The following is a 26,301-nucleotide window of genomic DNA, read 5'->3' as shown; positions in this document are numbered from 1 at the left end:
GTCGCCCGGCTGATGGACCGCGCCGGGATGACGAGGATGGGCGGGTCGAAGGGCGACCGGCTGGTCGTTTCGCTGACCCCGCCCATCGACGGGCGCTGCCACAAGGTGGTGGAGGCGATCCTCCCCCGCCCCTAGCCGGCGTGTCGGCAAGGCGAGCCTTAAGAGGAGTCCCGGGAGGCTCGGCGTCCCGATGCGGCCCCTGCTTCGCAGGGACAACGACATCGCTCCGCCGCTCCTCCCGGTCTCCTTCGACTCTCTGTCTCCTCGCCACGCAAGGACGGGGCCGGACCCGCTGCTGATAGTTAGAGGGAGGGGGGCGTAAGGATCAGCTGGGCGGTGTCGTTGTCCGTGCGAAGCACTGGCCGCACCGAACAGCTGAGCCTTGCGGACACCCTCCCCTCGATCTACGAAGCCGGAGATCAGGGGGAGTACTTGTTGGCGAGGTCCTCCGCCATGGCCCACCCGAAGGCGATGAGCACATCGCGGCGCTCGCCGTCGAGAGGCTCGAAGAACGTCACCACGTCGGCCTTGACCGTGTCGGCCTTGGCCGGCGAGAAGTCGAACACGCCGCAGCAGTCGCCGTCGCCGGTGACGATGAAGGTGCGGTCGTCGATGCGGTTCTCCGCCCCGAAACGCTTGGCGAGGCGCCGGCTCCACGCCCGCTCCTCTCCGGTGGGCTTGTGGCCGGGCCGGGGGCAGATGTCCTCGAGGCCCTTGAACGCGGCGAAAGCACCGGGGTCGATCATGCGGGTGCCGATCAGGACGTCCTCGTCAGGAAAGGCGAGCACGGCGCGGCGGAACTGGGCGGTGATGATCGCCTTGAGGACCTGGTCCCGCTTGGAGTTGCGCTTGACCGAAGCCAGCCCCCACAGCAGGCACGGGGTGCCACCGATGCGCTCGAGGGTGCAGAACGAGAAGCCGACCAGTTTGTCGGCGTCGTGAACCTGGGTGATGAGCACCCACGCTTCGGGCTGCTTGGACAGCAGACCGATATCGAACCCTGCGGGCCCGTCGGTCACGATGTCCGCCATCTCCGCCAACTCGGCGTCCGCAAGTGCGGTGCAGTCCTTCGTTTCGACAGCGAGCGTCATTCCCCGGTAACTCTCCTCACCACATCTCGGCTGGGCGCCCACCCGAGGGGGCGGGTGCTGAACAGCCATTTTAGGCCCCCCAGAGACTTCTGATCCAAAGCACCCGCCTCGGGAGGCGGTTTTCTTCAGCCGAGACGGAAGCAGGAAGGCCCGAAGAGCACCCTCAGCTCGGCGAGGAGCCCCCTGGTGGTGTCGACGCTGAAGTGAGAGGCCAGGCGGATGCACTTGGCCCCGACGTGGAGCAGCACCGGCGAGGGCCCGGGATGCTCGCTTAAAAGCCTTTTGAGCGATTCGACCCTCTCGTCGGTCAGCGCGTGGAGCGGCAGCTCGACGTGGAGCGGCTCGATCGTGCCGTCGAGCTTCAGCTCGGGGCGCTTTGCCTCCATGCACACGAGCTTGGGCTGCTCCTCCCTCATGTCCATCCGGCCCCGGACGCACACGACGGCGTCGTCGGCCAGGAGGTGCCCGACCTCCATCATGACCTTCGGGAACACCCAGACCTCGATCGAGGACTGCAGGTCCTCGAGCAAGAACGTCGCCATCAGGTCCCCGCGCTTGGTGTACTTGCGAGCGAGGCCGGTGACGACGCCGCCGACCCACGCCACCTGCCCGTCCTTGGGCTGCTCGCGAAGCTCCGAGATCGACACCTCGACGTGGCGGGCCATGGCCGCCTCCGCGCCCTTCAGCGGGTGGTCGCTGAGGTACAGGCCGAGCATCTCCTTCTCGAACGCCAGGCGGGTGTGCTTGTCGAACTCCTGGTCGGGAATGGGCACCCTGGCGTCGTCGAACACCGCGTCACCGCCTCCGCCAGGATCACCGAAGAGGCTCATCACCCCCTGGTCCTCCTCCCGCCGGCGAGCCAGGGTCCGGTCGACGATCTGCTCGAAGACCATGCAGAGACCCTGGCGGGGGTGGCCGAGCGAGTCGAACGCGCCACCTTTGATGAGCGACTCGACGGTCCGCTTGTTGAGCACCATCGGGTCGACGCGGTTGCAGAAGTCGTAGAAGTCCTTGAACGGACCTTCCTTCTCGCGCTCGGCGATGATCTTGTCGACGAGACCCTCACCGACGTTGCGGACCGCGGACAGCCCGAACGGGATCACCCAACGCTCGCCGGCGCCTTCGACTGAACGAGCCGCTGAGAAGTCCGAAGCCGAAACGTTGACGTCGGGTACGAGCACCTCGATCCCTTGCGTCCGGCACTCGACGAGGTACACACCGGTCTTGTCTTTGTCATCTTTGACGGAGGTAAGGAGCGCTGCGAGGTACTGGGCCGGGTAGTGCGCCTTGAGCCAGGCTGTCTGATAGCCCACGAGGGCGTAGCCGTACGCGTGCGACTTGTTGAAGGCGTAGTCGGCGAACGGCTCGATGATGTCGAACAGCTTCTCGCCGATCTCCGCGCCGTAACCGGTCCGCTCACAGCCGGCGATGAACTTCTCCCGTTCCTTCGCCATGACCTCGCGGATCTTCTTGCCGGCGGCCTTGCGCAGGTTGTCGGCTTCTTCGAGCGAGTAGCCGGCGATCTTCTGGGCCACGCGCATCATGGACTCCTGGAAGATCATGAGCCCCTGCGTGTCGGCCAGCACCTCCTCGAGGTCGGGGTGGAGGTACGTGATCGGCTTGCGCCCGTTCTTGCGGTCGGCGTAGTCGTAGTGCATGTTCGCCGCCATCGGCCCCGGCCGGTAGAGGGCGTTGAGCGCGGCGATGTCGTCAAAGGAGTCAGGCACGAGCGACCGCATCAGCGCCCGCATCGGCCCGCCCTCGAGCTGGAAGATTCCGATCGACTCGGCCCGCTGCAGCATCTCGTAGACGGCGGGGTCGTCGAGGGAGACGTTGTCGATGTCGACGACGTCACCGGTCGTCTCCTCGATGAGGACGAGGGTCCGGTCGATCACGGAGAGGTTCCGCAGCCCGAGGAAGTCCATCTTCAAAAGACCGAGCTCCTCGACGCCGTGCATTTCGTACTGGGTGACGATCGGCGCGTCCTCGGGCCGACCTCCCGGGTCCGGCTTGCGCTGGATCGGGAGGTGGTCCGTCAGCGGGTCGCCGGAGATGACGACCGCCGCCGCGTGGATACCGTCCTGCCGGCGCATTCCTTCGAGCCCGCGTGCGACCCCGACGACCTTCGCCGCGTCGGGATCCACCTCGCACAACTCGCGGAGCTCCGCTGCCTGCTTGTAGCCGTCGATGTACTTCGGGTTCTCGTCGAAGCACGCCCACAGCGGGGTGTCGCGACCCATCACCAGCGGCGGCATCAGCTTGGCGATCTTGTCGCCCAGCCCGTACGGGTAACCGAGTACACGGGCGGCGTCGCGCACCGCCGCGCGGGCCTTGATGGTCGAGAACGTGACGATCTGCGCGACACGATCCCAGCCGTAGCGCTCGGTGGCATAACGGATCATCTCGGAGCGGTAACGCTCGTCGAAGTCCATGTCGATGTCGGGCATCTGCTTGCGGCCCGGGTTGAGGAACCGCTCGAAGAGCAGGTCGTAGTGGATCGGGTCGAGGTCGACGATCCGCAGGCAGTAAGCGACGCAGCAACCGGCCGCGCTCCCCCGGCCCGGGCCTACACGGATACCGCTGTCGCGTGCGTGGCGGATGAGGTCCCACACGACGAGGAAGTAGTCGGAGAAGCCCATGCTCGAGATGACACCGAGCTCGTAGTCGAGGCGCTCCACGACGGCGTCGGGCAGCGGCGTGCCGTAACGCTGCGCTGCGCCCTCGTGGGTCAGATGGCGAAGGTACGAGTCGGCGTCGGCGAAGCCCTCGGGTCTGGGAAAAGACGGCAGCTTCGGCTTGCCGAACTCGATCTCGACGTTCGCACGCTCCGCGATCCAAAGGGTGTTGTCGCACGCTTCGGGATAGTCCCGGAACAGGTGCCGCATCTCCGCGGCGGTCTTGAGGTAGTGCTCGTCGCCGTGGAACTTGAATCGCTTGGGGTCGTCCTTGACCGAGCCGGTCTGGACGCACAGCAGGGCGTCGTGAGCTTCGGCGTCGGAGCGCGAGACGTAGTGGCTGTCGTTGGTGGCCAGCAGAGGGGCATTGATCCTCTGCGCGAGTCGTATCAGTTCGGGATTGGTGCGGTGTTGCTCGGGGAGACCGTGATCCTGCAACTCGACGAAGAGCGACTCCCGACCGAAGATGTCCTGGAGGCGCGACGCGAGCGCCGTGGCTTTCTGCGTGTTGCCGTTGAGGATGGCCTGCAGCACCACACCGCCGAGGCATCCAGTGGTCGCGACGATGCCCTCGTGGTATCGCTCGAGCAGCTCCCAGTCGCATTTTGGTTTGTAGTAGTAACCATCGAGATACGCCTCGGAGGAGAGCTTCATCAGGTTCTTGTAGCCCTGGTCGCTCTCGGCGAGGAGCGTCAGGTGGTAGTAGAGCTTCTCTCCTTCGCCGGCGTCACCACCCGTGTCGTCGACTCGCCCTCTGCGCACCGGGCGCTCGAACCGGGACTCGCCGGCCATGTAGGCCTCGGTCCCGATGATGGGCTTGATGCCCGCCTCGCGAGCCGCCTTGTAGAAGTCGAGGACCCCGTACATGTTGCCGTGGTCGGTGATGCCGATCGCCGGCTGGCCGTCGCTCACGGCCCGCGCGATGACGTCGGGCACCCGCGCGGCACCGTCGAGCATCGAGAACTCGGTGTGCTGGTGCAGGTGGGTAAACGACGCCCCCACTTGTCCCCCCACCTCCTTCCCACGACTCCCGACGCCTCGTCGCAGCGCCGAGAGGATGTCCACAGGGAGTGTGGATGACCCTGTGGAGAACTACAGCGCTGTGATTTCCCTGCCAGGGTAGCGCGGACGCGCGACCGCGGCCGGCAGGGCTAGAGGGCGGCCGGAAGGGCTAGAGGTAGGTGCCGCCCGCCGGCCGCTCGTCGGAGCGCGCGGGGAGGCTGCGCTGGCGCATCTGCTCCAGCTGGGCCCTGGCCGCCATCTGCTGGGCGAAAAGGGTCGCCTGGATCCCGTGGAAGAGGCCCTCGAGCCAGCCGACCAGCTGAGCCTGGGCGACCCTCAGCTCCGACTCGCTCGGTATCTCGTCAGGGCCGAAGGGTGAAGCCATCCGCTCCAGCTCATCGCGCAGGTCAGGAGAGAGACCGTCGGCAAGCTCGGTCACAGAGGTGTCGTAGATCTCGCGGAGCCTCGAGCGGCTCCTTTCGTCGAGCGGGGCCTGGCGGACCTCCTCGAGCAGCTGCTTGATCATCGAGCCGATCCGCATCACCTTCGCGGGGTGCTCGACCGACTCGCGGTCGGGCTCCCCGTCCGGAAGCTCGTCACCGTTGGGGATCAGCAGGACCTGTTCGGGTTCGGGGTTGTCGCCGGGGTTGTCACCGGGGTTGTCACCGGGGTTGTCACCGGGGTTGTCGGGCATCACCTACCCAGTCTGCCCCGCCGGGCCACCAGGGGAACAAACATCTCCTCAGGAGTCAGAGATCCGTGCCGGCAGCGCAGCACCGGCTCACCCGTCTCGGTGGGCGCCAGGTAACCGACGGGGGCATAGGGAACCACGACCACGTCGCCCAACCTGGACCTGACGGTGTCGGTGAAAGCGCCGCCCAACCAACCGTCGCCCTCCACCTCGTCGATCGTCGCCACCCAAGCCTGGTCGCCGTAGCAATCGGAGGCCATGGAGGCGAGCTCCTTGATCCGTGCGTCGCCCCCGCCGGCGGCGTGCAGCCAGCGGAACCGGGCTTCGCCGCTGACCATGGCGGTCCGGGCGAGCAGTTCCTCGTCGAGAACCCGCACCCGGTCGCCGACGTCGACCTGACCGTGGTCCGCCGTGACCGCGAGGGCCACGCCGGCGGGGAGGGTGTCCAGAAGCCCTGCGACCATGGCGTCCACGGCTTCGAGCTCGGCGTCGTAGTGCTCGCCGAAACCGTGGAAGTGGGCGACCTTGTCGACCCCCTCGTAGTAGGCGTAGACGAGCGGGGCGCCGGCGGCCACCAGGCGGCGAACCTCCACTGCAAGGCTCGACGCGACGACCCAGCCGGCCACCGGTGCGCCGCGCTGATGGGCCACCGTGAACCCGGTCCCAGTGAACTCGGCCTTGCTGACCACCGGTATCGGCCTTCCGCCGAACGGCTGCAGCGGCTGGAAATCTTCCGGGTCGACGAACGGCTTCGCGTCACCCGAGGGGGTCCTCCAGCGCAGGACGTTCATGACCTCGGGCCCCGACGGTCCCTCGACGGCGACCTTGTAGCCCACCACCCCGTGCTCCGCCGGCGGCACCCCCACGGTGATGCAAGTAAGGGCAGTGGCGGTCGTGGAAGGGACCACCGACGTGATCTCGCCCCCGGCCATCGACGACAGGCACGGCGCCAGGTGGGCCCGCTCCTTCAGCTGCAGCCACCCGAGGCCGTCGACAACCAGCAGCACCACCTGCTCGGCGTCGGCGACCGGAGCGGGCAGCCACAGCGGGCGCTCGCCGGCGGGTGCGCTCAGGGCGGCTATGAGGCCCGTGAGGTTGGCGCCGCGGTAGTCGGGCAGGACGGGACGCGGCGGGCTCATCGGTGACACCCTAGGGCGAGGGTGGGTCTCCGTTGTCCGGCCCGGCGCCCGACCGTGCTGCCCGGCCCGGCCGGCGCCCGGCCCCCTTCCGGAGCATGGGGGACCCCAGCCCCACGCCCGACCGTAGGTACGATGAGGGGGTGAAGGTTTCCACCCGGGGCGACTACGCGAGCCGGGCCCTGCTGTCGCTGGCGCTTCACGCCGGCCAGACACAGCCCACGTCGGTCCGCGACATCGCGGAGCGCACCGGGCTCCCCCAGCCGTACCTCGAGCAGATCCTGCTGGCCCTCAAAGGCGCCGGCCTGGTGCGGTCGAAGCGGGGCGTCGGAGGCGGCTACATCCTCGCCCGCTCCCCCGCCGACATCACCTTGAGCCAGATCGTGAGCGCCGTCGAGGGGCCGATCGTGGCCGGGGACTTCGGGGAACCGCACCAGAACGGCGCGTGCGACCACGAGGGCCAGTGCGTGCTGCTCGCGGTGTGGGCCGAGGTGGGCGAGCACATGCGCAAGCACCTGGAGTCGTTCACCCTCGCCGACATGGCCGCCCGCACGTCAGGGGACGTCGAGCCGGCTTCAGCGCTCAGCATCTAGCAGCGCGCAAGCGCCGGCGCGCCAGGCGCCGGCGGCGGCGACAACGGCGGGCCCGGTCTTCACGGGCGTAAAGAGGTTCGCAGAACCTCTTTACTGGGTAGCTTTTCTATCCTGTAGGAACAGTAAAGCTACCCACTGGCTCCTCGGGCGCCCGGCGGCCTGCTCAGTGGTGATGCGCGGCCAGGTGCGAGTGGCCCACCCCGACGGGTTGGCCGACCCTCTCCTCCTTGCCCGGCCACGGGGCGCGGTATGCGCACAGGTCGCACCTGGCCGCCTCAGCCGATACCGATCCGCCGCCGGCGCCGCCGGCGCCGGCCGGACCCGCGTGGCGGTAGCGCTCCAGGATCAAGGGCACCAGGGCCGGGTCCGGCCCGATGTAGCCGGCGTCGACGCACTCGAAGCCGGCCGCATCCATGACCCCACGGAGCTCCTCGCGGCCGCGCTCTATGAGCTTGCCGTGGCAGAGGAACCACCACGCAACCGCCACCCGGGGGTGGCCGAGGCGCCCGAAGACCGAGGCGGCCTCCGGGACCGAAGGACCGGTGATGCCGCTGAAACCGACGTGGACGAAGGGGCTGCCCGTCCACTCCGCGATCAACCGCGACGCCTTGTGGGCATCGGAGTTGGCGTCGGGGTCCGAACTGCCACGGGCGCACACGAGCAGGGGCAGGCCGGCGCCACCGAAAGCGACCACCGCCTTCCCCAGCAACTCGACTGGTTCGCGAGCCACGCCCAAAGGGGCGCCGAAGCGGATGTCGACCTCCGGATGCCGGGTACGGCCCGAGACGACCACGGCAGGCGCGTCGCTCTTCGCGTGGCCGGCCGCCAGCAGCGCCAGGGGAAGCACCGTGACGGTCGTGCAGCCCCGCGCCACCAGGCGGTCGAGGGCTGAGCCGGCGCTCGGATCGGTCATCTCGAGGAACCCGACCTCGACCGCCAGATCCGGGAGGTCGGCCGCGACGAGGTCCGCGAGAGCGTGGGTCTCCTCCTCGCTCACCACGCAGCGCGATCCGTGCCCGACCAGGAGCAGCCCTTCCGCCGCTCCAGCCGGGCCGTGTGCCGGGCGTGCAAGGCGACCTATCGATATCCCGTACCGGCTCGCCATCTCACAGCCCAAACTAGCTCGCCCTTCCACCGGGCTCGCCGTCCGGTCCGGCGGGCTGGCACCATCGGATCCATGCCCAGCCCGTCGCTCGGTCCCCGACTCGTGATCGCCGGGACGCATTCGGGCGCCGGCAAGACGACAGTCGCGACCGGCCTGCTGGCAGCACTGCGCGCCGCCGGCGAGCGACCCGCCGGCGCGAAGGTCGGACCGGATTTCATCGACCCCGGCTACCACGCCGTCGCCTGCGGCAGGCCGCCGCGCAACCTCGATCCGTGGCTGTGCGGCGAGGAGAGCATCTTGCCGCTCGCGGCGCGCGCCGGCGACGGCGCCGGTGTTCTGGTCGTGGAGGGCGTCATGGGGATGTTCGACGGTTCGAGCGACGGCACCCCGTCGTCGACCGCGGACGTGGCGCGACTGCTGGGAGCGCCCATCGTTCTGGTCGTGGACGCATCGGCCATGTCCGGCTCAATAGCGGCCATGGTGCACGGGTACGCGAGCTTCGATCCGACGGTGACCGTGGGCGGCGTGATCCTCAACCAGGTCGGTTCGGAGGGGCATGCGACGCTGCTGCGCGAGGCGCTCGAGCCTCTGGGCATACCGGTCCTCGGCGCGCTGCCGCGCGACGACCGCCTCACCTGGCGTGACCGCCACCTGGGTCTGGTACCGGTGGTCGAGCACCGCGCAGAAGTCGATGAGTCGATCCGCGCGCTTGCCGCCATCGTGAGCGAACACGTCGATCTCGCCGCCATCGTACGGATGGCGCAGGGAGCGGCAACCGTGAACACCGCTCCTGTCGCGCTGCCGGCCGGCGGACCGCGCTTCCGGGTGGCAGTCGCCGGCGGCAGGGCGTTCAGCTTCACCTACACCGACACTCTCGACGCGCTGGAAGCGGCCGGCGCGGAGGTCGTGCCCTTCGACCCGCTCCAGGACGAGACGTTGCCGGAGGGTGTCGACGGCGCGTTGATCGGCGGTGGGTTTCCCGAGGTGCACGCCGGCGAGCTGTCGGCCAACCACCGCCTCCTCGCCGACCTCCGCCGCCGCGTCGACTCGGGCCTGCCGCTGTGGGCCGAGTGCGGCGGGCTCCTGCTTCTGGCTGAGGAGTTGAACGGTCATCGGATGGCGGGGGTGGTGGCGGGGGCGGCGTCGTTGACGTCGAGGCTGACGCTCGGATACCGCGAAGCCGTCACCCGAGCCGAGTCCCCGATCGGCCCGCCGCGGACCCGCTTCCGGGGGCACGAGTTCCACTACTCGACCGTCGACCCACCCGGTGACGCGCTCGAGCTTTCGAGCCGGTGGGGAACCCGACTCGAAGGTTGGGCCACCCCGTCGCTCCTCGCGACCTACGTGCACCATCACCCCGGGGGCGACCCGCGCGCCGTCGAGTCTTTCTCCCGAAGATGTGCCCTACGTCGTACCCTACGTTTGGCATAGGGTACGGGCGTGCGCAAGAGCAGCCTCTACCTCCCCGACCGGCTGAAGGCAGCCCTGTCGTCGCGGGCGGCGACGACGGGAAGATCGGAGGCGGAAATCGTGCGCGAGGCGATCGAGGCGTCCCTCGCCCACCCCGCCGGCGGCGAAGCCGTCGCGCCCGAGCGACCTGTTCCCGGACGGCTGGTCGGCGTCGGAGTGGGGCCCGGCGAACCCGATCTGCTGACCGTGAGGGCGCTGGCCGCGCTGCGCCGCGCCGATCGCGTGCTCGCACCGACCGCCGCAGTCGACGCGGTCGGGCGTGCCGAGGCCGTCGTGCGCCAGGCTGCGCCGGAGGTCCCGGTCGAACGGGTCGTGTTCGCCATGGCGCCGAGCAGAACCGCGAGGAACCGGTCGCTCGATTCCGCGGCCCGCGCAGTCGTCGCGCACCTCGAACGCGGCGAGGAGGTCGCGTGGATCACGCTCGGCGATCCGCTCACCTATTCGACCTTCTCGTCGGTCGCAGCGCGCGTCAAACGCCGGCGACCTTCGACCGTCGTGACCCAGGTTCCGGGAATCATGGCGTTCCAGGCGCTCGCCGCGCGCACCGGGACGGTGATCGCCGACGAGCGGACACGGGTGTCGATCCGCACAGCTCTCGATGGTGACGACATCTCCGGGGATCTCGCGGACACGACGTCGACGCTGGTGGTCTACAAGGGCGGGAGGCGCTTGCCGGACCTGGCGGCGGAGGCCGACGGCCACGGTCGCGCCGATCGAGCCGTCGCCGGGGAACTCCTGGGGATGCCCGGCGAACGGGTCGGATCGCTCGCGGCGCTGGCCGGCGGGCCCGCCTCGTACCTTGCAACAGTGATCGTGCCTGCGCGAATCGAGGACGGAGAATGATCTCCTTCGTCGGCGCGGGCCCCGGGGCTGTGGATCTCATCACGGTCCGCGGGGCGAGACGATTGGCCGGCGCGGAGGTGGTCGTGTGGGCGTCGTCGCTGGTGCCCGAAGCGTTGCTCGAGCACTGCCCGTCCGGTATCGAGATCCACGACTCGGCGACGATGACCCTCGAGGACGTCATCGCCGTGTACGAGAACCATGCCGAGGAGACGCCGATCGTCCGGCTCCACTCCGGCGACCCCAGCATCTACGGGGCGATCGGAGAGCAGATCGACTGGTGCCTCGCGAGTTCGCGGTCGTGGGAGATCGTTCCCGGCGTGACCTCCGTGGCCGCCGCGTCAGCGGTGCTCGGGCGCGAGCTCACGCAGCCGGGTGTCTCGCAGAGCGTGGTGTTGACGCGGCTGGCCGGCAAGACGAAGTCGTCGATGCCCGCCGGCGAGGGCGTCGCGCAGTTCGCCGCGCACGGGGCGACCATGGCGGTGTTCCTCTCGGCGGCGCGACCCGAGGAGCTGCAAAGCGAGCTGCTGTCACAGGGAAGCGGCTACTCGCCGGACACGCCGGCGGCGATCGTCATCCGGGCGACCTGGCCGGACGAACGGGTGATCCGCACGACAGTCGGTCGTTTGAGCGACGAGCTGCGCGCGTCCGGCGAGACCATGACGGTGCTCGTCCTGGTCGGCGAGGCGCTGGCCGACATGCCAGTGGCCCGCCGCTCGCATCTGTACGCGCCTTCCCACACCACCGCATACCGGCTTCGCTCGGGCGCCGGCTCGACCACGGGACGCCCATCCGCGAGAAGACGGTGACGGTCCCCCACGAACCGCCTCTCGCCCCCGAGGTTGCAAAGGCCAAGGGCTTGCGGACCGGATGGACTACCGGGACGTGCGCATCGGCGGCGGCGAAGGCAGCGGTCACAGGACTGCTGGAGGGTGCAACACCGGCGCGCGTCGAGGTCGCCCTCCCCGGCGGCGCGCGCGTCGCGTTCGACGTCGCCGACGTCGACGAGTCCCGCCCGTCGCGCGCCGCGGTCGTGAAGGACGCCGGCGACGATCCCGACGTGACAAACGGGGCGCACGTCACGGTCGAGGCACGCTGGTTGGAGGGCGATGAACCCGAAGGCACGGTCGAGCTGGCCGCCGGTTCCGGTGTCGGAACCATCACCTTGCCGGGGCTCGGGCTTCCAGTGGGCGCACCGGCGATCAACGCGGTGCCGCAACGGGTGATCCGCTCGGCGGTCGCGGAGGTCACCTCCAGACCGGTCCATCTGACCGTGTCGGTACCGGGCGGCGAAGCGATGGCAGCGAAGACCTCCAATGCCAGGCTCGGCATCGCCGGCGGTATCTCGATACTGGGTACTACCGGGATAGTGCGGCCGTTTTCGACGGCTGCGTGGCGCGCGAGCGTGGTCCAGCAGGTGGACGTGGCAGCCGCGCAGGGCAGAGACACGATCGTTTTGTCCACCGGCGGGCGCACGGACACGGCGGCGCAGCGGATGATGCCCGAACTGCCCGTGGTGTGCTTCGTGGAGGTGGGTGACTTCACCGGGATCGCGCTCCGGCGCGCGGCCGGCGCAGGAATGTCGAACGTGGTGTTCGTGGGCATGGCCGGCAAGATCGCAAAGCTCGCGAGCGGTGTTCTCATGACCCACTACCGGAGGTCGAAGGTCGACGGTGAGCTTCTCGCTGAGGTCGCACGCGAGGCGGGCGCTCCGGCCGCGGTGGTCCGCGCTGCAACGGAGACGGCCACGGCGAGGCATTTCGCGGAGGCGTGCATGGCAGCCGGGTTCCTGGAACCGTTGCGACTGCTCTGCGAGCGGGCCGCGAACGCGTGCGCGACTTACGCCAACGGCGCGTTGAAGATGGACGTGATCATGGTCGATTTCGAGGGCGAAGAGGTCCTGGCTCGTGCCTGACTCGCGCGGGTTGGGCGGATCCGTGTGCATGGTCGGCCTGCACGGCGGCGAATGGTTCGGTCGCGCGGCGGGGGAAGCGATAAGGCACGCAACCGTGGTGCTCGGTGATGCTCGGCACCTCGAGCAGCTACCGGACGTCGTTGGGGGGCGCCCTGAGGTGATGCCCACTTCGCCGGGTGAGGCGCTTGATCGCGCCGGTGCCTTCCTGGATGCGGGCCAGCAGGTGTGCATCGTTGTATCGGGCGACCCCGGGTTCTTCGGTCTCGCGCGGCTCGCCGCGGCGCGGTTCGGTGACCGGTTGAGGGTCTATCCGGCACCGTCGTCGGTGTCGTTGGCGTTCGCGCGGGCAGGGACCAACTGGGACGACGCCGTCGTCGTGTCAGCGCACGGCCGCGACGCCGGCATTTCCAGGGCGGCCGAGGCGGTGTTGCGGAACGCGAAGGTTGCGGTCATGACCTCCCCCGCCGATCCTCCTCAACAACTCGGGCGCGCGCTGCTCGAGTCCGGCTGCGGCCCACGGACCGTTCTCGTGACGAGCCATCTCGGCCAGCACGAAGAGAAGGTTTGGGAGGGCGACGTCGCGGGTCTGGCGAACGGTTGCTTCGACGGCTTGTCGGTGGTGGTGTGCGTCGCCCCTGAGGCACGGTCCGGTCCTGGCGGGCCCGGTATCGGTTGGGGCCTGCCGGAAACGTCGTTCGACCACCGTGCCGGGATGATCACCAAGTCCGAGGTGCGCGCGGTGGCGCTCGGCAAGCTGTGCCTGCCGGCAGCGGGTGTGCTTTGGGACGTCGGAGCCGGTTCCGGCTCGGTGTCGGCGGAGTGCTGCAGCCTGGCGCCGGGTCTGCGGGTCTACGCGGTCGAGCGCAACCCCGACGACGCCGCGCGGGCCAGGCGCAACCTCGAAGCGACGGCGGCCACCGTCGTGGAAGGAGCAGCCCCCGCTGCGCTCGGCGGACTGCCCGACCCCGACCGCGCTTTCGTGGGTGGCGGCGGGACCGCTGTCCTCGACGAGGTGCTCCGCCGTACGAGGCCCGGCGGCACGGTCGTCGCGAGCTACGCGACCCTCGAGCGAGCGGCGTATGCAGGCGACAGGCTCGGCAACCTCGTCCAGGTGTCGGTGGGGCGCGGTGTCCGCGCCGGTGACGGCGGCCCTCTCCGCCTTCAAGCGGAGAACCCGGTGTTCGTCTGCTGGGGGAACCCTTGACGCAACGCAGGGTCGTCTGCTGCACCGTCACCGCCGCCGGCGACGCCGTCGCCGACCGCCTGCCCTACGAGCGTCACTCGTCGGACATCACGGGGACGGTCGCACGCCTGTGGGACGAGGTGGACGGGTTCGTGCTGGTGTGCGCGACCGGCATTGCAGTGCGCGCCATAGCGCCTCACCTCCGCTCCAAGCGCACCGACCCCGCCGTCGTGTGCATCGACGACACCGCCAGGTTCGTGGTGACTCTCGCCGGCGGCCACGAACGTGGCGGAAACCGGCTCGCCTCCGACGTCGCCTCGATCACCGGCGCCACCGCGGTGATCACGACGGCCACGGACTCGCGCGGGATCCCCTCACTCGGTTCACTGCCGAGGTTCAGAGCCGAGGGCGACGTAGCCGGGGTCACACGGGCGTGGCTCGACGGTTCGCCGCCGCTCGTGCGCGCCGATCACGGCCTCGAGGGCTGGCCCCTGCCGCGAGGGTTGCCGGGCACGACCGGCGAGGCCGGCGAGGCCGGCGAGGCCGGCGAAGGACCGAGCGCCGGCGGTTCGATCACTGTCAGCGACCGGGACCGCCCGCCAGGAGAAGGGGAGGTCCTCCTCAGGCCGGCGTCGCTGGTGATCGGTGTCGGGGCGAGCAGCGGCGCCAGCGCACCGGGACTATCGGATCTCGTACGGCAGGTGTTGGGCGAGGCCGGGCTGTCGCGCGAGTGCGTCGCGGCGGTTGCGACCATCGACCGCAAACAGGGCGAGCCGGCCATCGTGAGCCTCGCCGAAGAGCTCGGCGTGTGCTTGACGACGTTCACGTCCGGCGAGCTGGCAGGCGTCGAGGTACCCAACCCGAGCGAAGCGGTGCTCGACGCGGTCGGCACCGCGTCGGTGAGCGAAGCAGCCGCGCTTATCGCCGCTGGGCCCGGGGCGAGCCTTGTCCGGCACAAATCAGTGAGCGGCGGGCGGGACTCGACCGTCGCCATCGCCAGACGCCGGACACCGAGCGGCCACCTCGCGGTGGTCGGACTCGGACCGGGCGAGCCAGCGAAGCGCACCGTGGAAGCGATCGCCGCCGTACGAGCAGCCGATGTGGTCGTCGGGTTCGGTGGCTACGTCGACCTCGCGTGCGACCTGATCGAGGCGCACCACGAGGTTCACCGTTCGCCGATCGGAGAGGAGACCGAGCGATGCCGGTACGCGCTGGCACGTGCGGCCACGGGATCGCGCGTCGCGCTCGTCTGCTCCGGTGATCCTGGCGTCTACGCGATGGCGTCTCTGGTGTTGGAGCTATCCGGACAGTTCGGGGATCCTCCGGTAACGGTCGTGGCGGGGGTCACCGCGGCGTTGAGCGCGGCTGCGCTGCTCGGCGCACCGCTGGGGCACGACCACGCGTCTGTGTCGTTGTCGGACCTGCTGACGCCGTGGGACGTGATCGAGCGCCGCTTGAAGGCCGTCGCAGACGGCGACTTCGTCGTGTCGCTGTACAACCCTCGGTCGGGCCGGCGCGTGACACAACTTCCCCGCGCCTTGGAGATACTCGCGGGCGCGCGATCCCCGGACACCCCCGCAGCCGTCGTCACCGAAGCCGGTCGCCCGGAGCAGGAGGTGGTGCGGACCACACTCGCCGGAGTGGACGCCGGGCAAGTCGGGATGCTCTCTGTCGTGGTCGTCGGATCCACGCAGACCCGTTGGATCGGTGGGCGGATGGTCACTCCCAGGGGATACGGGTCCGACCGATGACCGTGGCCGTATCCCCGAACTGCACCGCTTGCGGCGCGTGCGTGGTGACGTGCCCCACGAACGCTCTGGCGAGGTCGCCCCTCCGGCCGCGTGTCGACCCTTCCGCGTGCATCGACTGCCTCGAGTGCGTAGAAGTGTGCCCCGCCGCTGCGATCCACCCGGTCGAGATGGTTGTCCGCGCCGGCGGGGCAGCCGCTTGAACGCCCAGCAGCGCGTGCACCCGATCGAGGCGCGCTCGTACCAGATCATGGAGTCGGAGATCGACTTCTCGCGTTGGCCTGCGGGCGCGCGCGATCTGGTGAAGCGGATGGTCCACGCGACCGCCGACGAGTCGTTTGCGGCCACCGCGCTGGTCGGTGACTCTGCCGTCGACGCGCTCGTGGAAGCGCTGCGTTCGGGGGCGAACGTCGTGTGCGACGCCAACATGGTCGCCGCTGGCGTACCGTCGGTCGCTGCCTCCCGCTGCGTGCGGTGCTACCTCGACGCAGCTGTGGCCGTCGGCGGGCTGACCCGTTCGGCGGCCGCCGTGGATGCCGGCGCTCGGGAGAACCTGCACGGTGCGATCTGGGTGTTCGGGAACGCCCCCACCGCGCTCGCCAGGATGCTCGAGCTGCACGAATCCGGCACCGTCGACCCCGCGGCGGTGATCGGACTCCCTGTGGGATACGTGGGAGCGGCGGAGGCCAAGCAGGCCCTTTGGGCGTCGCCCCTGCGGCCGGTGTCGGTCACCAACACGGGCCGGCGCGGCGGGAGCGCTGCGGCCGCCGCCGTGCTGAACGCGGCCTGGCGGCTGGCTCAGCGATAGTCCTCATCCCGCAGGGCTCACCTCGGCCAGTTGGCCTGATTGGACCCTGTACACGTACACGTTGTCACCGGCCCAGTTGCCGTCCGGCTGGAACTTCACGGTGCGGGTTATGCCGGCGTAGTCGATCGAGGCGAGGAAGTGGTTGATCGCCGCCGGGGACAACCGTCCCGATTGGATCGCTTGCAGGATCGCATTGGTCGCGTCGTAGGCCTCGGCGGCGTAGGGGCCCGGGCTGGTCCCGAACTGGGCGAGAAAAGCGGCGTTGAAGGCCTGCGCGCCGCCGTTCTCGGCTGTGCTCGCGCAGGCGCACGCCACGTAAGACCCTTCAGCGGATACGCCGGCGTCTGCGACCAGCCTGGTGCCGTCGGACCCACCGAGCATGAACTTACCGGTGTAGCCACCGGCGCGGAGACGGCTGATCACCCGCGCTGCATCGGACGGCGAGCCGGCGAAGAAGACAGCGTTGGGTGACACTGCCAGAACGCCGTTCGCGAGAGACACCAGGTCGGTGCTCCGCCCGTCGAGGTGACCGGTGTAGACCACCCTCGCCCCCGCGGAGGTGACGGCCTGCGCGGTCGATACCGACAGTTCACGCGACGGGCCCGTCGAATCGTCGATCACGGCCACGGTTGCGGCGTGGAGGGAATTCACGAGGTAGCCGCCGTCCGCCCGGCCCTGGGCGGAATCGTCGGGGACCAGCCGGTGGAAGAACCTCCACCGGTGCTGAGCCAACGACACCTCGGCCGCCGAAACCGTGATGCTCGGAATTCCCGCCAGCTCGAAGACCGGGTCCGCTGCACTGGCCGCTGCGCCGGATGTCGGGCCGATCACAGCGACGACCCTGTCGGAGACCAACCGCAGCGCACCGCTGCGCGCCCGGTTCGCACCGCCGGCCGTGTCGACGCTGTCCAGTGCGACTCCCACGGGCGGGTTGACCGCGTCGAACTGGCTGATGGCCAACTTCTCGCCATCTTGAATAGCGGTGCCCAGGTAACCGGTGGGGCCGCTCAAGGTTCCTATGTACCCGAATCGCACGGTCGCTGTAGGCGCAGCGAGGGTGGTGGTCGTCGTCGTACCGGCCGCCCCTGATGAACCTGTGCCGGAGCCGCATGCCGAGACGAGAAAGACGCAAGCGATCAGCAACGCCGGCACCGCGGCCCGAAGCGGGGTTGATCTGCGCACGCCGACTCAGCAACCCCGCAACTCGTCCAGCACCGCGGCGAGATCCGCGGGGAGCGGCGACTCGAAGCTCAAGCGCTCACCGGTCGACGGATGGTCAAACGACAGCATCGTCGCATGCAGGAACTGCCTTCCAAGCTTCAGCGGTTCCCTGCTCCCGAGCCGGCGGGTGCCGTAACGGTCGTCGCCTACCACCGGATGCCCGATGGAAGCGAAATGGACGCGGATCTGGTGGGTCCTGCCCGTCTCCAGCCGGCACCGAACCAGGCAGCACGACGCGGGGTTTCCGAAGCGCTCCACGACCTCGTAGCTCGTGCGCGCCCGCCTGCCGCCGGCCTGCACCTGCATGCGGACAGGGTCGCGGGCCGACCGGCCGATCGGCGCATCGATCAAACCACGATCGGACTCGAGGTCCCCCGCCACGAGAGCCAGGTATTCGCGGCGGGCGGACCGGGAGGCCATCTGGTGCTGCAGCGATTCGAGCGCGGCAGGGGTGCGGGCGAACACGAGAAGCCCCGATGTCCCCTTGTCGAGACGGTGCACGACTCCAGGTCGCTGCGCTGCCTCCGGTTCGGAGAACGCGCCTGCCATGTCCGGGAAGCGGTCGAGGAGGCCGTTCACCAGGGTCGCGCTGCGGTTTCCGGATCCCGGGTGCACCACGACACCCGCCGGCTTGTCGACAACCACAAGCTCCGAATCGCTCCACACCACCTCGAACGGCACCCCCTCCTCACCGCCCGGCGCCGCGGGCGTCTGCCGCTCGGTCCCTCCGGTGACGCGAATGTGTTCGCCGGCGTGAATCCGGCGGCTGCGCGACGAGGCCGGAGCGGAGCCGAGTTGAACCCGGCCGGCGGCGACGATGTCGTCGACTTCCTTGCGGGTGAGGCCCGTCAGGAGGGCGAGCGCCCTGTCGAGTCGCTCCCCCTCGAGCGCCGCGGGGACGTCGAACACCTCATCCATCAGTGCTCGCGTGTTCCTCGGCCGGATCGTCAGGTCCCGGCCGGCCGGCTTGTGGGCGCCGGCGGATCGAGAGCAACAGGACTATCACGCCGACGACGATGCACGAGTCGGCCACGTTGAACACCGGCCACCAATCGTGCTGGCCCACGCGGGCGGCGGCGATGAAGTCGATGACCGATCCCGGACGGCCGGGGATGTGACGGAAGAAGCGGTCGGCCAGGTTGCCGACGGCCCCGCCCGTGACCAGACCCAGGGATGCGATCATCGGCCAGGAAGCCGACCGCGCCGCCCGGTGGCCGAGCAGAAGGAACCCGACGACCACCACGAGCACCGCAGCCTCGACGAGGGGCGTTACGCCGTGCCCGATGCCGAAGGCCGCGCCGCTGTTGAACGTGAGATCGAACCACAGGGTCCACAACACGTGGCGACCCCCAAGGGTGTGGTGCAGAGCCCACGTCTTGGATACCTGGTCCGCCGTGACGACTATCGCGGCGAGAACCGGGACGGCCAACAACCGCCGGCCGCTGCCCGCAACCGCAGCCGGAACGGTTACCGGCGGGCGGACAGCCCGCCGCTCTTGCAAGACACGCATAGAGCCGCGTAAGGAAGCGCCTGCAGCCTGGCGTCAGGAATCTGCCTTCCGCACTGCTCGCATATGCCGTAGGTACCGGCGTCGATCTTCGTCAGGGCGCGGTCGATCTCAGCAGCCGCCGAACGCGCCTGGGCGGACAGGACGAGGTCCATCTCCCGGTCGACGTTGGAGGTGCCCCCCTCGCCTCCCTCCTCGTCGAACTGGACGTCACCCGGCTCGTGCTCCAAGGCGAGCGAGTCGGCTTGTGCCTTGAGTACTTCAGCTTGGCTGATGTAGTTGTCGCGCTCCTCGAGGAGCAGTTGCCGCTGCCGCTCGAAGAACGCGAGGCGCTCGCGCGTCGGCTTCGGCGGAGGGGGCGGGGGAGCCGGCTTCGGGGTCGAAGCCTTCGAGGGTTGGGCCGGCTTGGTGACCTGACCGGCCTTGGCTGGGGGCGCAGCCTTCGCTTGCGGTGCGGCATTCGCAGGTTCGGCCTTCTGCGCCGGCGCAGTCTTGGCGGCAGCCTTCACTGGTTCGGGTTTCTTCGCGGGAGCAGCCTTCTTCGCCGGTGCGCCCTTGGTCGCTGCGGCGCTCCTGACAGGCGCTGGCGCCTTGGTCGGTGCCGGCGTCTTGGCAGCGGTCGTTTTGGCTGGTGGTGTCTTGTTCGCTGGCACTTTCTTCTTCGCTGGTGCTGTCTTGTTCGCCGTTGGTGCTTTCTTGGGTGCTGCTGCCTTCTTGGCCGGCGCGGCCTTCTTTGTGCCTGCCGTCTTCTTGGCGGGTGCTGTCTTCTTGGCGGGTGCTGTCTTCTTGGCGGGTGCTGTCTTCTTGGCGGGTGCTGTCTTCTTGGCGGGTGCCGATTTGGCCGCCGCCGTCTTGCCGGCCCGAGCCGACTTAACGGGAGGTGCCTGCTTGGCGGACGCCGCACGGGTCGAAGCAACCCGGGCGGTAGACCTGCCCTTGACCGCCGCCTTGGCCCTGGCCAGGACCCGGGAGACGGTCTTGTTGGACTTTGGAGTCGTTGCCTTTTTCGCTGTCATCTGGCCTGCGACCTCGCTCGTAGCGCCGGCGTCGTACCCGAGGGGCGCGGCACCCTACCACGGCCGCGCCCGCACGTTGCTCGCAGCGAAACACTCATAACCGCCTTCTTGTTCCACCGTATCGTGGTGGGATGCCTGAGGGATCCGACAGACCGTACCCAGATGTGCCAGTGTCCCCGCGGTTCCCTCGGATCGAGGAGGAGATCCTCGCGGGCTGGGAAAAAGCGGATACCTTCCGCCGGTCAGTCGAGGCCCGTTCCAGCGCGGACGAGTTCGTCTTCTACGACGGGCCCCCTTTCGCCAACGGGCTCCCCCACTACGGCCACCTCCTGACGGGCTACGTCAAAGACGCCGTCCCGCGCTACCGGACCATGCGCGGCCAGAGAGTAGAGCGGCGTTTCGGCTGGGATTGCCACGGGCTTCCCGCCGAAACCGAGGCGGAAAAGGAGCTCGGGGTGTCCGGCCGGGGACCCATCACAGAGTACGGAGTCGCGCGGTTCAACAGCTACTGCAAGTCGTCGGTGCTGCGCTACACGCAGGAGTGGCGCAAGTACGTCACCCGCCAGGCGCGCTGGGTCGATTTCGACAACGACTACAAGACCATGGACCTCCCCTACATGGAGAGCGTCATGTGGGCCTTCAAGCAGCTGTGGGAGAAGGATCTCCTCTACGAGGACTACCGGGTGCTCCCGTACTGCTGGGAGTGCGAAACGCCGCTGTCCAACTCCGAGACGAGACAGGACGACGCCTACCGCGACAGGCAGGACCCGGCCGTGACCGTGGCGTTCACGCTGGAGGCCGAGGAGCCCGCGGCCGGTGAGATGGACCTTTGGGTGTGGACGACCACTCCCTGGACGCTGCCCTCCAACCTCGCCCTGGCGGTCGGGCCCGCGGTCCAGTACGCGGTCTACGAGCGCGACGGCCGGGTCTTTGCCCTGGGTGAAGATGCCGCTGCGAAGTATGAGAAAGACCTCGCCGGTGCGACGCGCACGGGAGTGCTCGCGGGCTCGGCCCTCGTGGGGCGCAAGTACCGGCCGCTCTTCCCTTACTTCGCCTCGACCGAGAACTCCTTCGTCGTGCTCGGTGCCGACTTCGTGACCACCGACGAAGGAACGGGAGTCGTCCACCTGGCCCCGGGGTTCGGCGAGGACGACCAGTTGGTCTGCGCGGCGGCGGGCATACCGGTCATCTGCCCGGTCGACGATCGCACCCGTTTCACCGAGGAGGTTCCGGACTTCGCCGGCATGCAGGTCTTCGAGGCCAACCAGCCGGTCATCCGCGCGCTTCGCTCCGCCGGTTCGCTCATCCGCCAGGACTCCTACGTGCACGCCTACCCACACTGTTGGAGAACCGACACGCCGCTCGTCTACCGGGCGGTCAGCTCCTGGTTCGTCAACGTCACCGCCATCAAGGACCGGCTCCTCGAATGCAACCAGCAGATCGACTGGGTGCCCGAGCACGTCAAGGAAGGGTCGTTTGGCAAATGGCTCGCCAACGCCCGTGACTGGTCGATCTCGCGCAACCGTTTCTGGGGCTCGCCGATTCCGGTGTGGAAGAGCGACGACCCCGAATACCCGCGGATCGACGTATACGGGAGCCTGGACGAGCTCGAGCGAGACTTCGGCGTGCGCCCCACGGACCTTCACCGGCCGCGCATAGACGGATTGACGAGGCCCAATCCTGACGACCCCACGGGCCGGTCGACGATGCGACGCGTCACCGACGTCCTCGACTGCTGGTTCGAGTCGGGGTCGATGCCCTTCGCCCAGGTGCACTACCCGTTCGAGAACCGCGAGTGGTTCGACGAGCACTTTCCTGGCGACTTCATCGTCGAGTACATAGGCCAGACCCGCGGGTGGTTCTACACGCTTCACGTCCTCGCAGTAGCGCTGTTCGACCGGCCCGCGTTCAAGGGGTGCCTCACCCACGGGGTCGTGCTAGGTGACGACGGGCAGAAGATGTCGAAGCGGCTTCGCAACTATCCCGATCCGGAGGCGATGTTCGAACGACACGGCGCCGACGCGATGCGCTGGTTCTTGATGTCCTCCTCCGTGCTTCGCGGCGGCAACCTGATCGCCGACGAGAAGGGGATCACAGACGCGGTCCGCTCCGCGCTGCTGCCGCTTTGGAACGCCTGGTACTTCTTCACTCTCTACGCGAACGCGGACGGGAGGGTGGCCAGGGTCGGTCGTGTTGACGCTCCGGGAACGCTGGATCGCTACATCCTTGCCAAGCTGCGCGCCCTGGTCGGTTCGGTGACGGACGCGCTCGATTCGTACGAGCTGTCCGACGCATGTGCTGCGGTGGAAGGCTTCCTCGACGCTCTCACCAACTGGTACATCCGTCGCAGCCGCGACCGCTTCTGGGGCACCAGCATCGAGGAGCAGTCGGCCCAGGACGCCTTTGACACCCTCGGCACCGTGCTCGAGGTGCTGTGCAGGGTCACCGCCCCGCTGATGCCGATGGTGTCCGAGGCGGTGTGGCAGGGCCTCACCGGCGGCGAGTCGGTGCACCTGCAGGACTGGCCGGACGCGACGTCGCTGCCTGCCGACGACGAGCTGGTCGCCGACATGGACCTCGTGCGGGAGGTGTGCTCCGCGGCCCACTCGGTGCGCAAGGCGAACGGGCTCCGTGCGCGCCTGCCGCTGTCCCGGCTCGCGGTCGCCGGCGACGACGTCGGGAGGCTGGAGAAGTTCTCGGATCTCATCGCCGACGAGGTGAACGTCAAGGAGGTGGTGTTCACCGGCTCGGTCGAGGGGCTCGCTACCCGGACGCTCGGCATCGTGTTCCAGGTGGCCGCCCCCCGTCTGGGGCCCGCCACCCAGGCCGCCGCAGCAGCCGCGCGACGGGGTGATTGGGAGGTCCTGGCCGACGGGCGGGCTCGGGTGGGCGAGTCGATCCTCGAGTCGGGCGAATTCGATATGAGGGTGCAGCCCGCTGACGAGGCGACGACGAGGGCGCTGCCCGAGAACGGTGGAGTCGTGGTGCTCGACATTGCCATCACCGACGAGCTGGCGGTCGAGGGGCGTGCGCGCGACCTCGTCCGCGTCGTCCAGCAGATGCGGCGCGACCAGGGTCTCAACGTCGCCGACCGGATACTGCTGGACGTCTCCGGCCCACCGGAGGTGGGTGCAGCGATCGATGCACACCGGGATTGGATCGCCGAGCAGGTGCTGGCTCGCGAGATCCGGTTCGCGGAGGAGCCGGGCGAGGGCTGGGCGCACCACGAGCTAGCCGACGGGACCCCCGCCGCAGTGAGCGTGAAGCGCGTCTGAGAGGAGACCTACCGATGCCGACATTCACCGCCTCAGACCTTCCCGATATGAAGAGCCGTACCGTCATCGTCACGGGCTCCAACAGCGGTATCGGTCGAGCCGCGGCACGTGCCCTGGCGTCGAGGGGAGCCCGTGTCGTCCTCGCGGTCCGCAACCTCGACAAAGGTCGAGAGGCGGCAGAGACGATGCAGGGCGACACCGAGGTCCGCAGCCTCGATCTCGCCAGCCTCGAGTCCGTGCGCCGGTTCGCGGTGGAATGGAACGGCGACGTGGACATCCTCATCAACAACGCCGGGGTAATGGTGCCGCCACTGGCCCGCACCGTCGACGGTTTCGAGATGCAGCTCGGCACGAACCACCTCGGGCATTTCGCGCTGACCAACCTGCTGCTCGATCGCATCACGAGCCGTGTGGTGACCATCTCCTCCTACGTTCACCACTTCGCGAAGGTCGATTTCGACGACCTCAACTGGGAGCGCAAGCGCTACCGGGCGTGGCGTGCCTATGGGCAATCCAAGCTCGCGAACCTGCTGTTCACCGCCGATCTACAGCGACGCTTGGCCGCCGCGGGATCCAACGTCACGGCGGTGGCGGCCCACCCCGGATACGCCGCCACCAACCTCCAGTCGCACAGCGGACGGCGCTCGATGGATTTCTTCATGGCCATCGGCAACCGCCTTTTCGCACAGGACGACCAGGGCGGCGCCCTGCCGACGTTGTACGCGGCAGTCGCTGACATCCCGGGCAACAGCTACGTCGGTCCGGGCGGATTCATGGAGCAACGTGGCTCGCCCAAGCTCGTCGGGCGTTCCCGAGCAGCTCGCGACGCGGACGCCGCACGACGTCTCTGGGAGGTGTCCGAAGAACTGACCGGAGTGAAGTTCCCTCTGCAAACGCCGGCTGACTGAGGGAATCTGGCGCCCCCGGTCCGCCGTCAGGCGGGAGGCGGGGTGCGCTTCCGGGCGCTCTTCGCGACTGGCGCTGCGCTCTTGGCCGCAGCACCCTTCTTGGCCGCCGCGACCTTCTTGGCCGTGGGGCTGGCTGCGGGTGCGGCTTCCTTCGCGGCCTTCTTCGCCGGCGCCGCCTTCTTGGCCGGGGCGGGTGCAGGAGCAGCTTTGGCAGCTGTCTTCTTCGCAACGGCCTTAGTCGTCGCGCCGGCCTCCTTGACGGCCTTGGCCGGTGCCTTGGCCGCCTTGACCGGTGCCTTCGCCGCGGCCGCTTCGCCCGCCGCCTTCGCCGGGGCCGCCCGACCGACCGCTTCGGCCGGCGCCTTCTTCGTGGTGGCCGCCGCCTTCTTGGCCGGAGCGGCCTTGCGCGCCGCGGACCTGCCGGGCGCGGTAGCTCTCGTCACGGAAGCGGATGGCGCGACGCCGAGCAGCTCGTCGATCCTCGCAAGGATGCCCCCGCGGGCCTTGCCAGAGGCCTCCCGATCGCGCACCTCTTCGAGCTCGTCGGAGTCGAGCTCGGGCAGCAACGGGACGATCTCGGCGACCCTCAGCTCGTCGTAGTCCTCGATGGGGAACACGACCTCGTCGCCCCAGTCATCGTCGCCCCAGTCGTCGTCCTCAGCAGCGTCTTTCGCCGCGACCGGTGCCGGTTCGCGGACGGGGTCCATCCGGGTGGTTGCCATCGCCGGCTTTTGGATCACCGGCCGCGCGGGTTGGGGCGCGGTCGGCTCCCCCGGGTCGAAACTCTCCTCGTCGGGCCCGGCGGCGTACCGGGCGGCGAACGGCTCTGTCGGTTCTGCGACGGCCGAACCGAAGCCCGATGGGTCCGGCCGAGGAGCGGGCGGCGCGACCGCCCCGGTGCCCCTCGCGCGCGCCGGAGCAGAGGCGGCCGGCACCAGGCTCGGTGAAGGCGGTCCCGAGGCGGCCGGTACACCTTCGGCTGCCAACGTGACCGCACGCCGGCGGCTGAGACGGCTGAAGACGATCAGCGCGAGCCCCGCGATCGCCGCGCACGCGATCGACAGGTAGATGAGGGTGAGGGAGTCCTGGACGAACCCGACGATCAGCAGTATCAAGCCGGCGAGCACCAGCCCGACCGTCACCAGCAGCAACACAGGATCACCTTCCCGAACGGAGACGAAGCGTGAAGCACCCTAGTTGCCGCGCGCCACTGGTTCCCGGAGTGCCCCACCAACTCGCCCGGACGTGCTAGCGACGCCGGCGAAGCCGACCGCCGCGGCGGTCGTCGGCGAGTGGATCCACATCCTGGAAGAAGTCGTCCATCGCCTGGTCGTCGGGCCCCGCGCTCGCCTCATTTGCGGGCCGCACGTCCACCACGCCCGCCTGGAGTGGCGGGGCGAACGACGGCCCGTTGGTGCCGGGAGCCTCCAGCTCCTCTTCGCCTTCGTACTCCTCATCGGATGGACTCCAGACGGCCGTGTCCGGGCCACCGCCATGACCTTCCTGGGCGGCGGGTGCGCGGTTGAGCAAACCGTTGTCGATCGGCCGCGTGGTGGGAGCCGGCCAGAGCACGCCGACCTTCTCGACGGACGCGAGCGCCTCGGAGAGAGACGCCTGCAGGTGGGTCTTGTGCTCTTCCAGCCAGTGCTCGAGCGCTTCCACCTCCTGCTGCGACTGCTCGCGCGCGGCCTCCAACCTGCCGAGCTCGGCGCGGACTTCGTTGACGGCGTCCTCGTGCGCCCGGCGGCCCCGCTCCTCGGCGTCGGCCAGCATCGCCTGAGCCTGCTGCTCGGCTCCTGCCAGGATCCGCGCCGCCTGCTCGCGCGCCTCCTGGACAGCCATGTCGGCGGTCCGCTGCGCCAGCACGAGGGTCTTTCTCAGTGTCTCATCGCTCCCACCAGCCTCCGACGCTGCCGCCTCGGCTCGCTGGGCGCGCTCCACGGCTTGGCGCAAGCGGTCCTGCATCACCTCCAGGCCAGCCGCCACCTGCTCGAGGAAATGGTCGACATCCTCGGGGTGGTAGCCCCGCATCTTCTCCCGGAACTCGACTTCACGCAGGGTCTTCGGCGAAACCTCCATGCGATCAACTGTACTTCGGCGGCACCGGACCCGTACGG

At 69.2% G+C, this 26,301-nt stretch carries 22 protein-coding genes; 11 read left to right on the top strand and 11 right to left on the bottom strand.

The annotated features are described in order from the left end of the window. Positions 1 to 419: 419 nt before the first annotated feature. The 4 genes from VNF71_14260 to VNF71_14245 all read right to left on the bottom strand — a co-directional run bounded on the left by VNF71_14260 (position 420) and on the right by VNF71_14245 (position 6,598). Entirely contained in the window at positions 420 to 1,091 is a 672-nt protein-coding gene (locus VNF71_14260) for a hypothetical protein (protein ID HVA75719.1), read from the bottom strand. A 125-nt stretch (positions 1,092 to 1,216) separates the two neighbouring features. Beyond that, entirely contained in the window at positions 1,217 to 4,768 is a 3,552-nt protein-coding gene (dnaE, locus tag VNF71_14255) for a DNA polymerase III subunit alpha (GenBank protein ID HVA75718.1), read from the bottom strand. Positions 4,769 to 4,937: 169 nt separating this feature from the next. Then, the gene (locus VNF71_14250) at positions 4,938 to 5,462 is read right to left on the bottom strand and encodes a proteasome activator (protein ID HVA75717.1); all 525 of its coding nucleotides are present in this window, start codon (positions 5,460 to 5,462) and stop codon (positions 4,938 to 4,940) included. Further along, the gene (locus tag VNF71_14245; protein HVA75716.1) at positions 5,462 to 6,598 is read right to left on the bottom strand and encodes an alkaline phosphatase family protein; all 1,137 of its coding nucleotides are present in this window, start codon (positions 6,596 to 6,598) and stop codon (positions 5,462 to 5,464) included. Before VNF71_14245 ends, VNF71_14250 begins: the two co-directional genes overlap by 1 nt. Before the next feature lie 140 nt (positions 6,599 to 6,738). On the opposite strand from VNF71_14245, the gene VNF71_14240 reads away from it, so the two are divergent. Continuing rightward, positions 6,739 to 7,188, top strand: a complete 450-nt coding sequence (locus VNF71_14240; GenBank protein ID HVA75715.1) for an Rrf2 family transcriptional regulator — start codon at positions 6,739 to 6,741, stop codon at positions 7,186 to 7,188. Between the two features lie 163 nt (positions 7,189 to 7,351). Here the strand turns inward: VNF71_14240 and VNF71_14235 are convergent, their stop codons facing one another. After that, the gene (locus tag VNF71_14235; GenBank protein ID HVA75714.1) at positions 7,352 to 8,293 is read right to left on the bottom strand and encodes a sirohydrochlorin chelatase; all 942 of its coding nucleotides are present in this window, start codon (positions 8,291 to 8,293) and stop codon (positions 7,352 to 7,354) included. 72 nt (positions 8,294 to 8,365) lie between these two features. Here VNF71_14235 and VNF71_14230 point away from each other — a divergent pair, with 72 nt between their 5' ends. The 8 genes from VNF71_14230 to VNF71_14195 are packed head-to-tail and all read left to right on the top strand — an operon-like array spanning position 8,366 to position 16,257. Beyond that, positions 8,366 to 9,724 (top strand): cobyrinate a,c-diamide synthase, encoded by a 1,359-nt coding sequence (locus tag VNF71_14230; protein ID HVA75713.1) that lies wholly within the window; start codon positions 8,366 to 8,368, stop codon positions 9,722 to 9,724. Between the two features lie 9 nt (positions 9,725 to 9,733). After that, on the top strand, positions 9,734 to 10,606 hold the full coding sequence (gene cobI / locus VNF71_14225; protein HVA75712.1) for a precorrin-2 C(20)-methyltransferase: 873 nt from the start codon (positions 9,734 to 9,736) through the stop codon (positions 10,604 to 10,606). Continuing rightward, positions 10,603 to 11,412: a precorrin-4 C(11)-methyltransferase gene (cobM, locus tag VNF71_14220; GenBank protein HVA75711.1), complete on the top strand. Its 810-nt coding sequence runs from the start codon at positions 10,603 to 10,605 to the stop codon at positions 11,410 to 11,412. Before cobI ends, cobM begins: the two co-directional genes overlap by 4 nt. Next, positions 11,409 to 12,518: a cobalt-precorrin-5B (C(1))-methyltransferase gene (locus tag VNF71_14215; protein HVA75710.1), complete on the top strand. Its 1,110-nt coding sequence runs from the start codon at positions 11,409 to 11,411 to the stop codon at positions 12,516 to 12,518. The genes cobM and VNF71_14215 overlap by 4 nt, the downstream gene beginning before the upstream one ends. Next, complete coding sequence (cbiE, locus tag VNF71_14210; GenBank protein ID HVA75709.1) at positions 12,511 to 13,722, top strand: precorrin-6y C5,15-methyltransferase (decarboxylating) subunit CbiE; 1,212 nt, start codon at positions 12,511 to 12,513, stop codon at positions 13,720 to 13,722. The genes VNF71_14215 and cbiE overlap by 8 nt, the downstream gene beginning before the upstream one ends. After that, positions 13,719 to 15,452, top strand: coding sequence for a precorrin-3B C(17)-methyltransferase (gene cobJ, locus VNF71_14205; GenBank protein HVA75708.1), 1,734 nt, complete (start codon positions 13,719 to 13,721; stop codon positions 15,450 to 15,452). The genes cbiE and cobJ overlap by 4 nt, the downstream gene beginning before the upstream one ends. Then, positions 15,449 to 15,652 (top strand): 4Fe-4S binding protein, encoded by a 204-nt coding sequence (locus tag VNF71_14200; GenBank protein ID HVA75707.1) that lies wholly within the window; start codon positions 15,449 to 15,451, stop codon positions 15,650 to 15,652. The genes cobJ and VNF71_14200 overlap by 4 nt, the downstream gene beginning before the upstream one ends. Beyond that, a complete protein-coding gene (locus VNF71_14195) occupies positions 15,649 to 16,257 on the top strand; it encodes a precorrin-8X methylmutase (GenBank protein ID HVA75706.1) in 609 nt (202 codons plus the stop codon). Before VNF71_14200 ends, VNF71_14195 begins: the two co-directional genes overlap by 4 nt. A gap of 3 nt (positions 16,258 to 16,260) precedes the next feature. On the opposite strand, the gene VNF71_14190 is transcribed toward VNF71_14195, so the two are convergent. Genes VNF71_14190 through VNF71_14175 form a run of 4 tightly spaced genes read right to left on the bottom strand, consistent with a single transcriptional unit; the run spans position 16,261 to position 20,001 of the window. After that, complete coding sequence (locus VNF71_14190) at positions 16,261 to 17,439, bottom strand: branched-chain amino acid ABC transporter substrate-binding protein (protein ID HVA75705.1); 1,179 nt, start codon at positions 17,437 to 17,439, stop codon at positions 16,261 to 16,263. A 6-nt stretch (positions 17,440 to 17,445) separates the two neighbouring features. Next, the gene (locus VNF71_14185) at positions 17,446 to 18,396 is read right to left on the bottom strand and encodes an RluA family pseudouridine synthase (GenBank protein HVA75704.1); all 951 of its coding nucleotides are present in this window, start codon (positions 18,394 to 18,396) and stop codon (positions 17,446 to 17,448) included. After that, positions 18,389 to 18,988, bottom strand: a complete 600-nt coding sequence (lspA, locus tag VNF71_14180; GenBank protein HVA75703.1) for a signal peptidase II — start codon at positions 18,986 to 18,988, stop codon at positions 18,389 to 18,391. Before lspA ends, VNF71_14185 begins: the two co-directional genes overlap by 8 nt. Then, a complete protein-coding gene (locus VNF71_14175; protein ID HVA75702.1) occupies positions 18,946 to 20,001 on the bottom strand; it encodes a TraR/DksA C4-type zinc finger protein in 1,056 nt (351 codons plus the stop codon). The genes lspA and VNF71_14175 overlap by 43 nt, the downstream gene beginning before the upstream one ends. A 164-nt stretch (positions 20,002 to 20,165) precedes the next feature. On the opposite strand from VNF71_14175, the gene ileS reads away from it, so the two are divergent. Beyond that, complete coding sequence (ileS, locus tag VNF71_14170; GenBank protein HVA75701.1) at positions 20,166 to 23,276, top strand: isoleucine--tRNA ligase; 3,111 nt, start codon at positions 20,166 to 20,168, stop codon at positions 23,274 to 23,276. 14 nt (positions 23,277 to 23,290) lie between these two features. Next, positions 23,291 to 24,184 carry an oxidoreductase gene (locus VNF71_14165; GenBank protein ID HVA75700.1) on the top strand — a complete coding sequence of 298 codons (894 nt, stop codon included), beginning with the start codon at positions 23,291 to 23,293 and terminating at the stop codon, positions 24,182 to 24,184. Positions 24,185 to 24,210: 26 nt separating this feature from the next. Here VNF71_14165 and VNF71_14160 read toward each other — a convergent pair whose 3' ends face one another. After that, complete coding sequence (locus VNF71_14160; protein ID HVA75699.1) at positions 24,211 to 25,338, bottom strand: hypothetical protein; 1,128 nt, start codon at positions 25,336 to 25,338, stop codon at positions 24,211 to 24,213. A 94-nt stretch (positions 25,339 to 25,432) separates the two neighbouring features. Then, positions 25,433 to 26,263 (bottom strand): DivIVA domain-containing protein, encoded by an 831-nt coding sequence (locus VNF71_14155; GenBank protein ID HVA75698.1) that lies wholly within the window; start codon positions 26,261 to 26,263, stop codon positions 25,433 to 25,435. Positions 26,264 to 26,301: the final 38 nt, after the last annotated feature.

This window comes from Acidimicrobiales bacterium (genome assembly GCA_035533095.1).
In the GTDB taxonomy this organism is placed as follows: Bacteria; Actinomycetota; Acidimicrobiia; order Acidimicrobiales; family Palsa-688; genus DATLUM01.
Note: the sequence above shows the minus strand (reverse complement) of the source record. Positions and strands in the feature narration are given on the sequence as shown.

What these genes read in the sequence shown, in the direction of transcription:
- VNF71_14260 (HVA75719.1), bottom strand. Translation starts at nt 1,091, where the DNA reads ATGACGCTCGCTGTCGAAACGAAGGACTGCACCGCACTTGCGGACGCC.
- VNF71_14250 (HVA75717.1), bottom strand. Translation starts at nt 5,462, where the DNA reads ATGCCCGACAACCCCGGTGACAACCCCGGTGACAACCCCGGTGACAAC.
- VNF71_14245 (HVA75716.1), bottom strand. Translation starts at nt 6,598, where the DNA reads ATGAGCCCGCCGCGTCCCGTCCTGCCCGACTACCGCGGCGCCAACCTC.
- VNF71_14235 (HVA75714.1), bottom strand. Translation starts at nt 8,293, where the DNA reads ATGGCGAGCCGGTACGGGATATCGATAGGTCGCCTTGCACGCCCGGCA.
- VNF71_14230 (HVA75713.1), top strand. Translation starts at nt 8,366, where the DNA reads ATGCCCAGCCCGTCGCTCGGTCCCCGACTCGTGATCGCCGGGACGCAT.
- cobM (HVA75711.1), top strand. Translation starts at nt 10,603, where the DNA reads ATGATCTCCTTCGTCGGCGCGGGCCCCGGGGCTGTGGATCTCATCACG.
- VNF71_14200 (HVA75707.1), top strand. Translation starts at nt 15,449, where the DNA reads ATGACCGTGGCCGTATCCCCGAACTGCACCGCTTGCGGCGCGTGCGTG.
- VNF71_14185 (HVA75704.1), bottom strand. Translation starts at nt 18,396, where the DNA reads ATGGATGAGGTGTTCGACGTCCCCGCGGCGCTCGAGGGGGAGCGACTC.
- lspA (HVA75703.1), bottom strand. Translation starts at nt 18,988, where the DNA reads ATGCGTGTCTTGCAAGAGCGGCGGGCTGTCCGCCCGCCGGTAACCGTT.
- VNF71_14175 (HVA75702.1), bottom strand. Translation starts at nt 20,001, where the DNA reads ATGACAGCGAAAAAGGCAACGACTCCAAAGTCCAACAAGACCGTCTCC.
- VNF71_14165 (HVA75700.1), top strand. Translation starts at nt 23,291, where the DNA reads ATGCCGACATTCACCGCCTCAGACCTTCCCGATATGAAGAGCCGTACC.
- VNF71_14155 (HVA75698.1), bottom strand. Translation starts at nt 26,263, where the DNA reads ATGGAGGTTTCGCCGAAGACCCTGCGTGAAGTCGAGTTCCGGGAGAAG.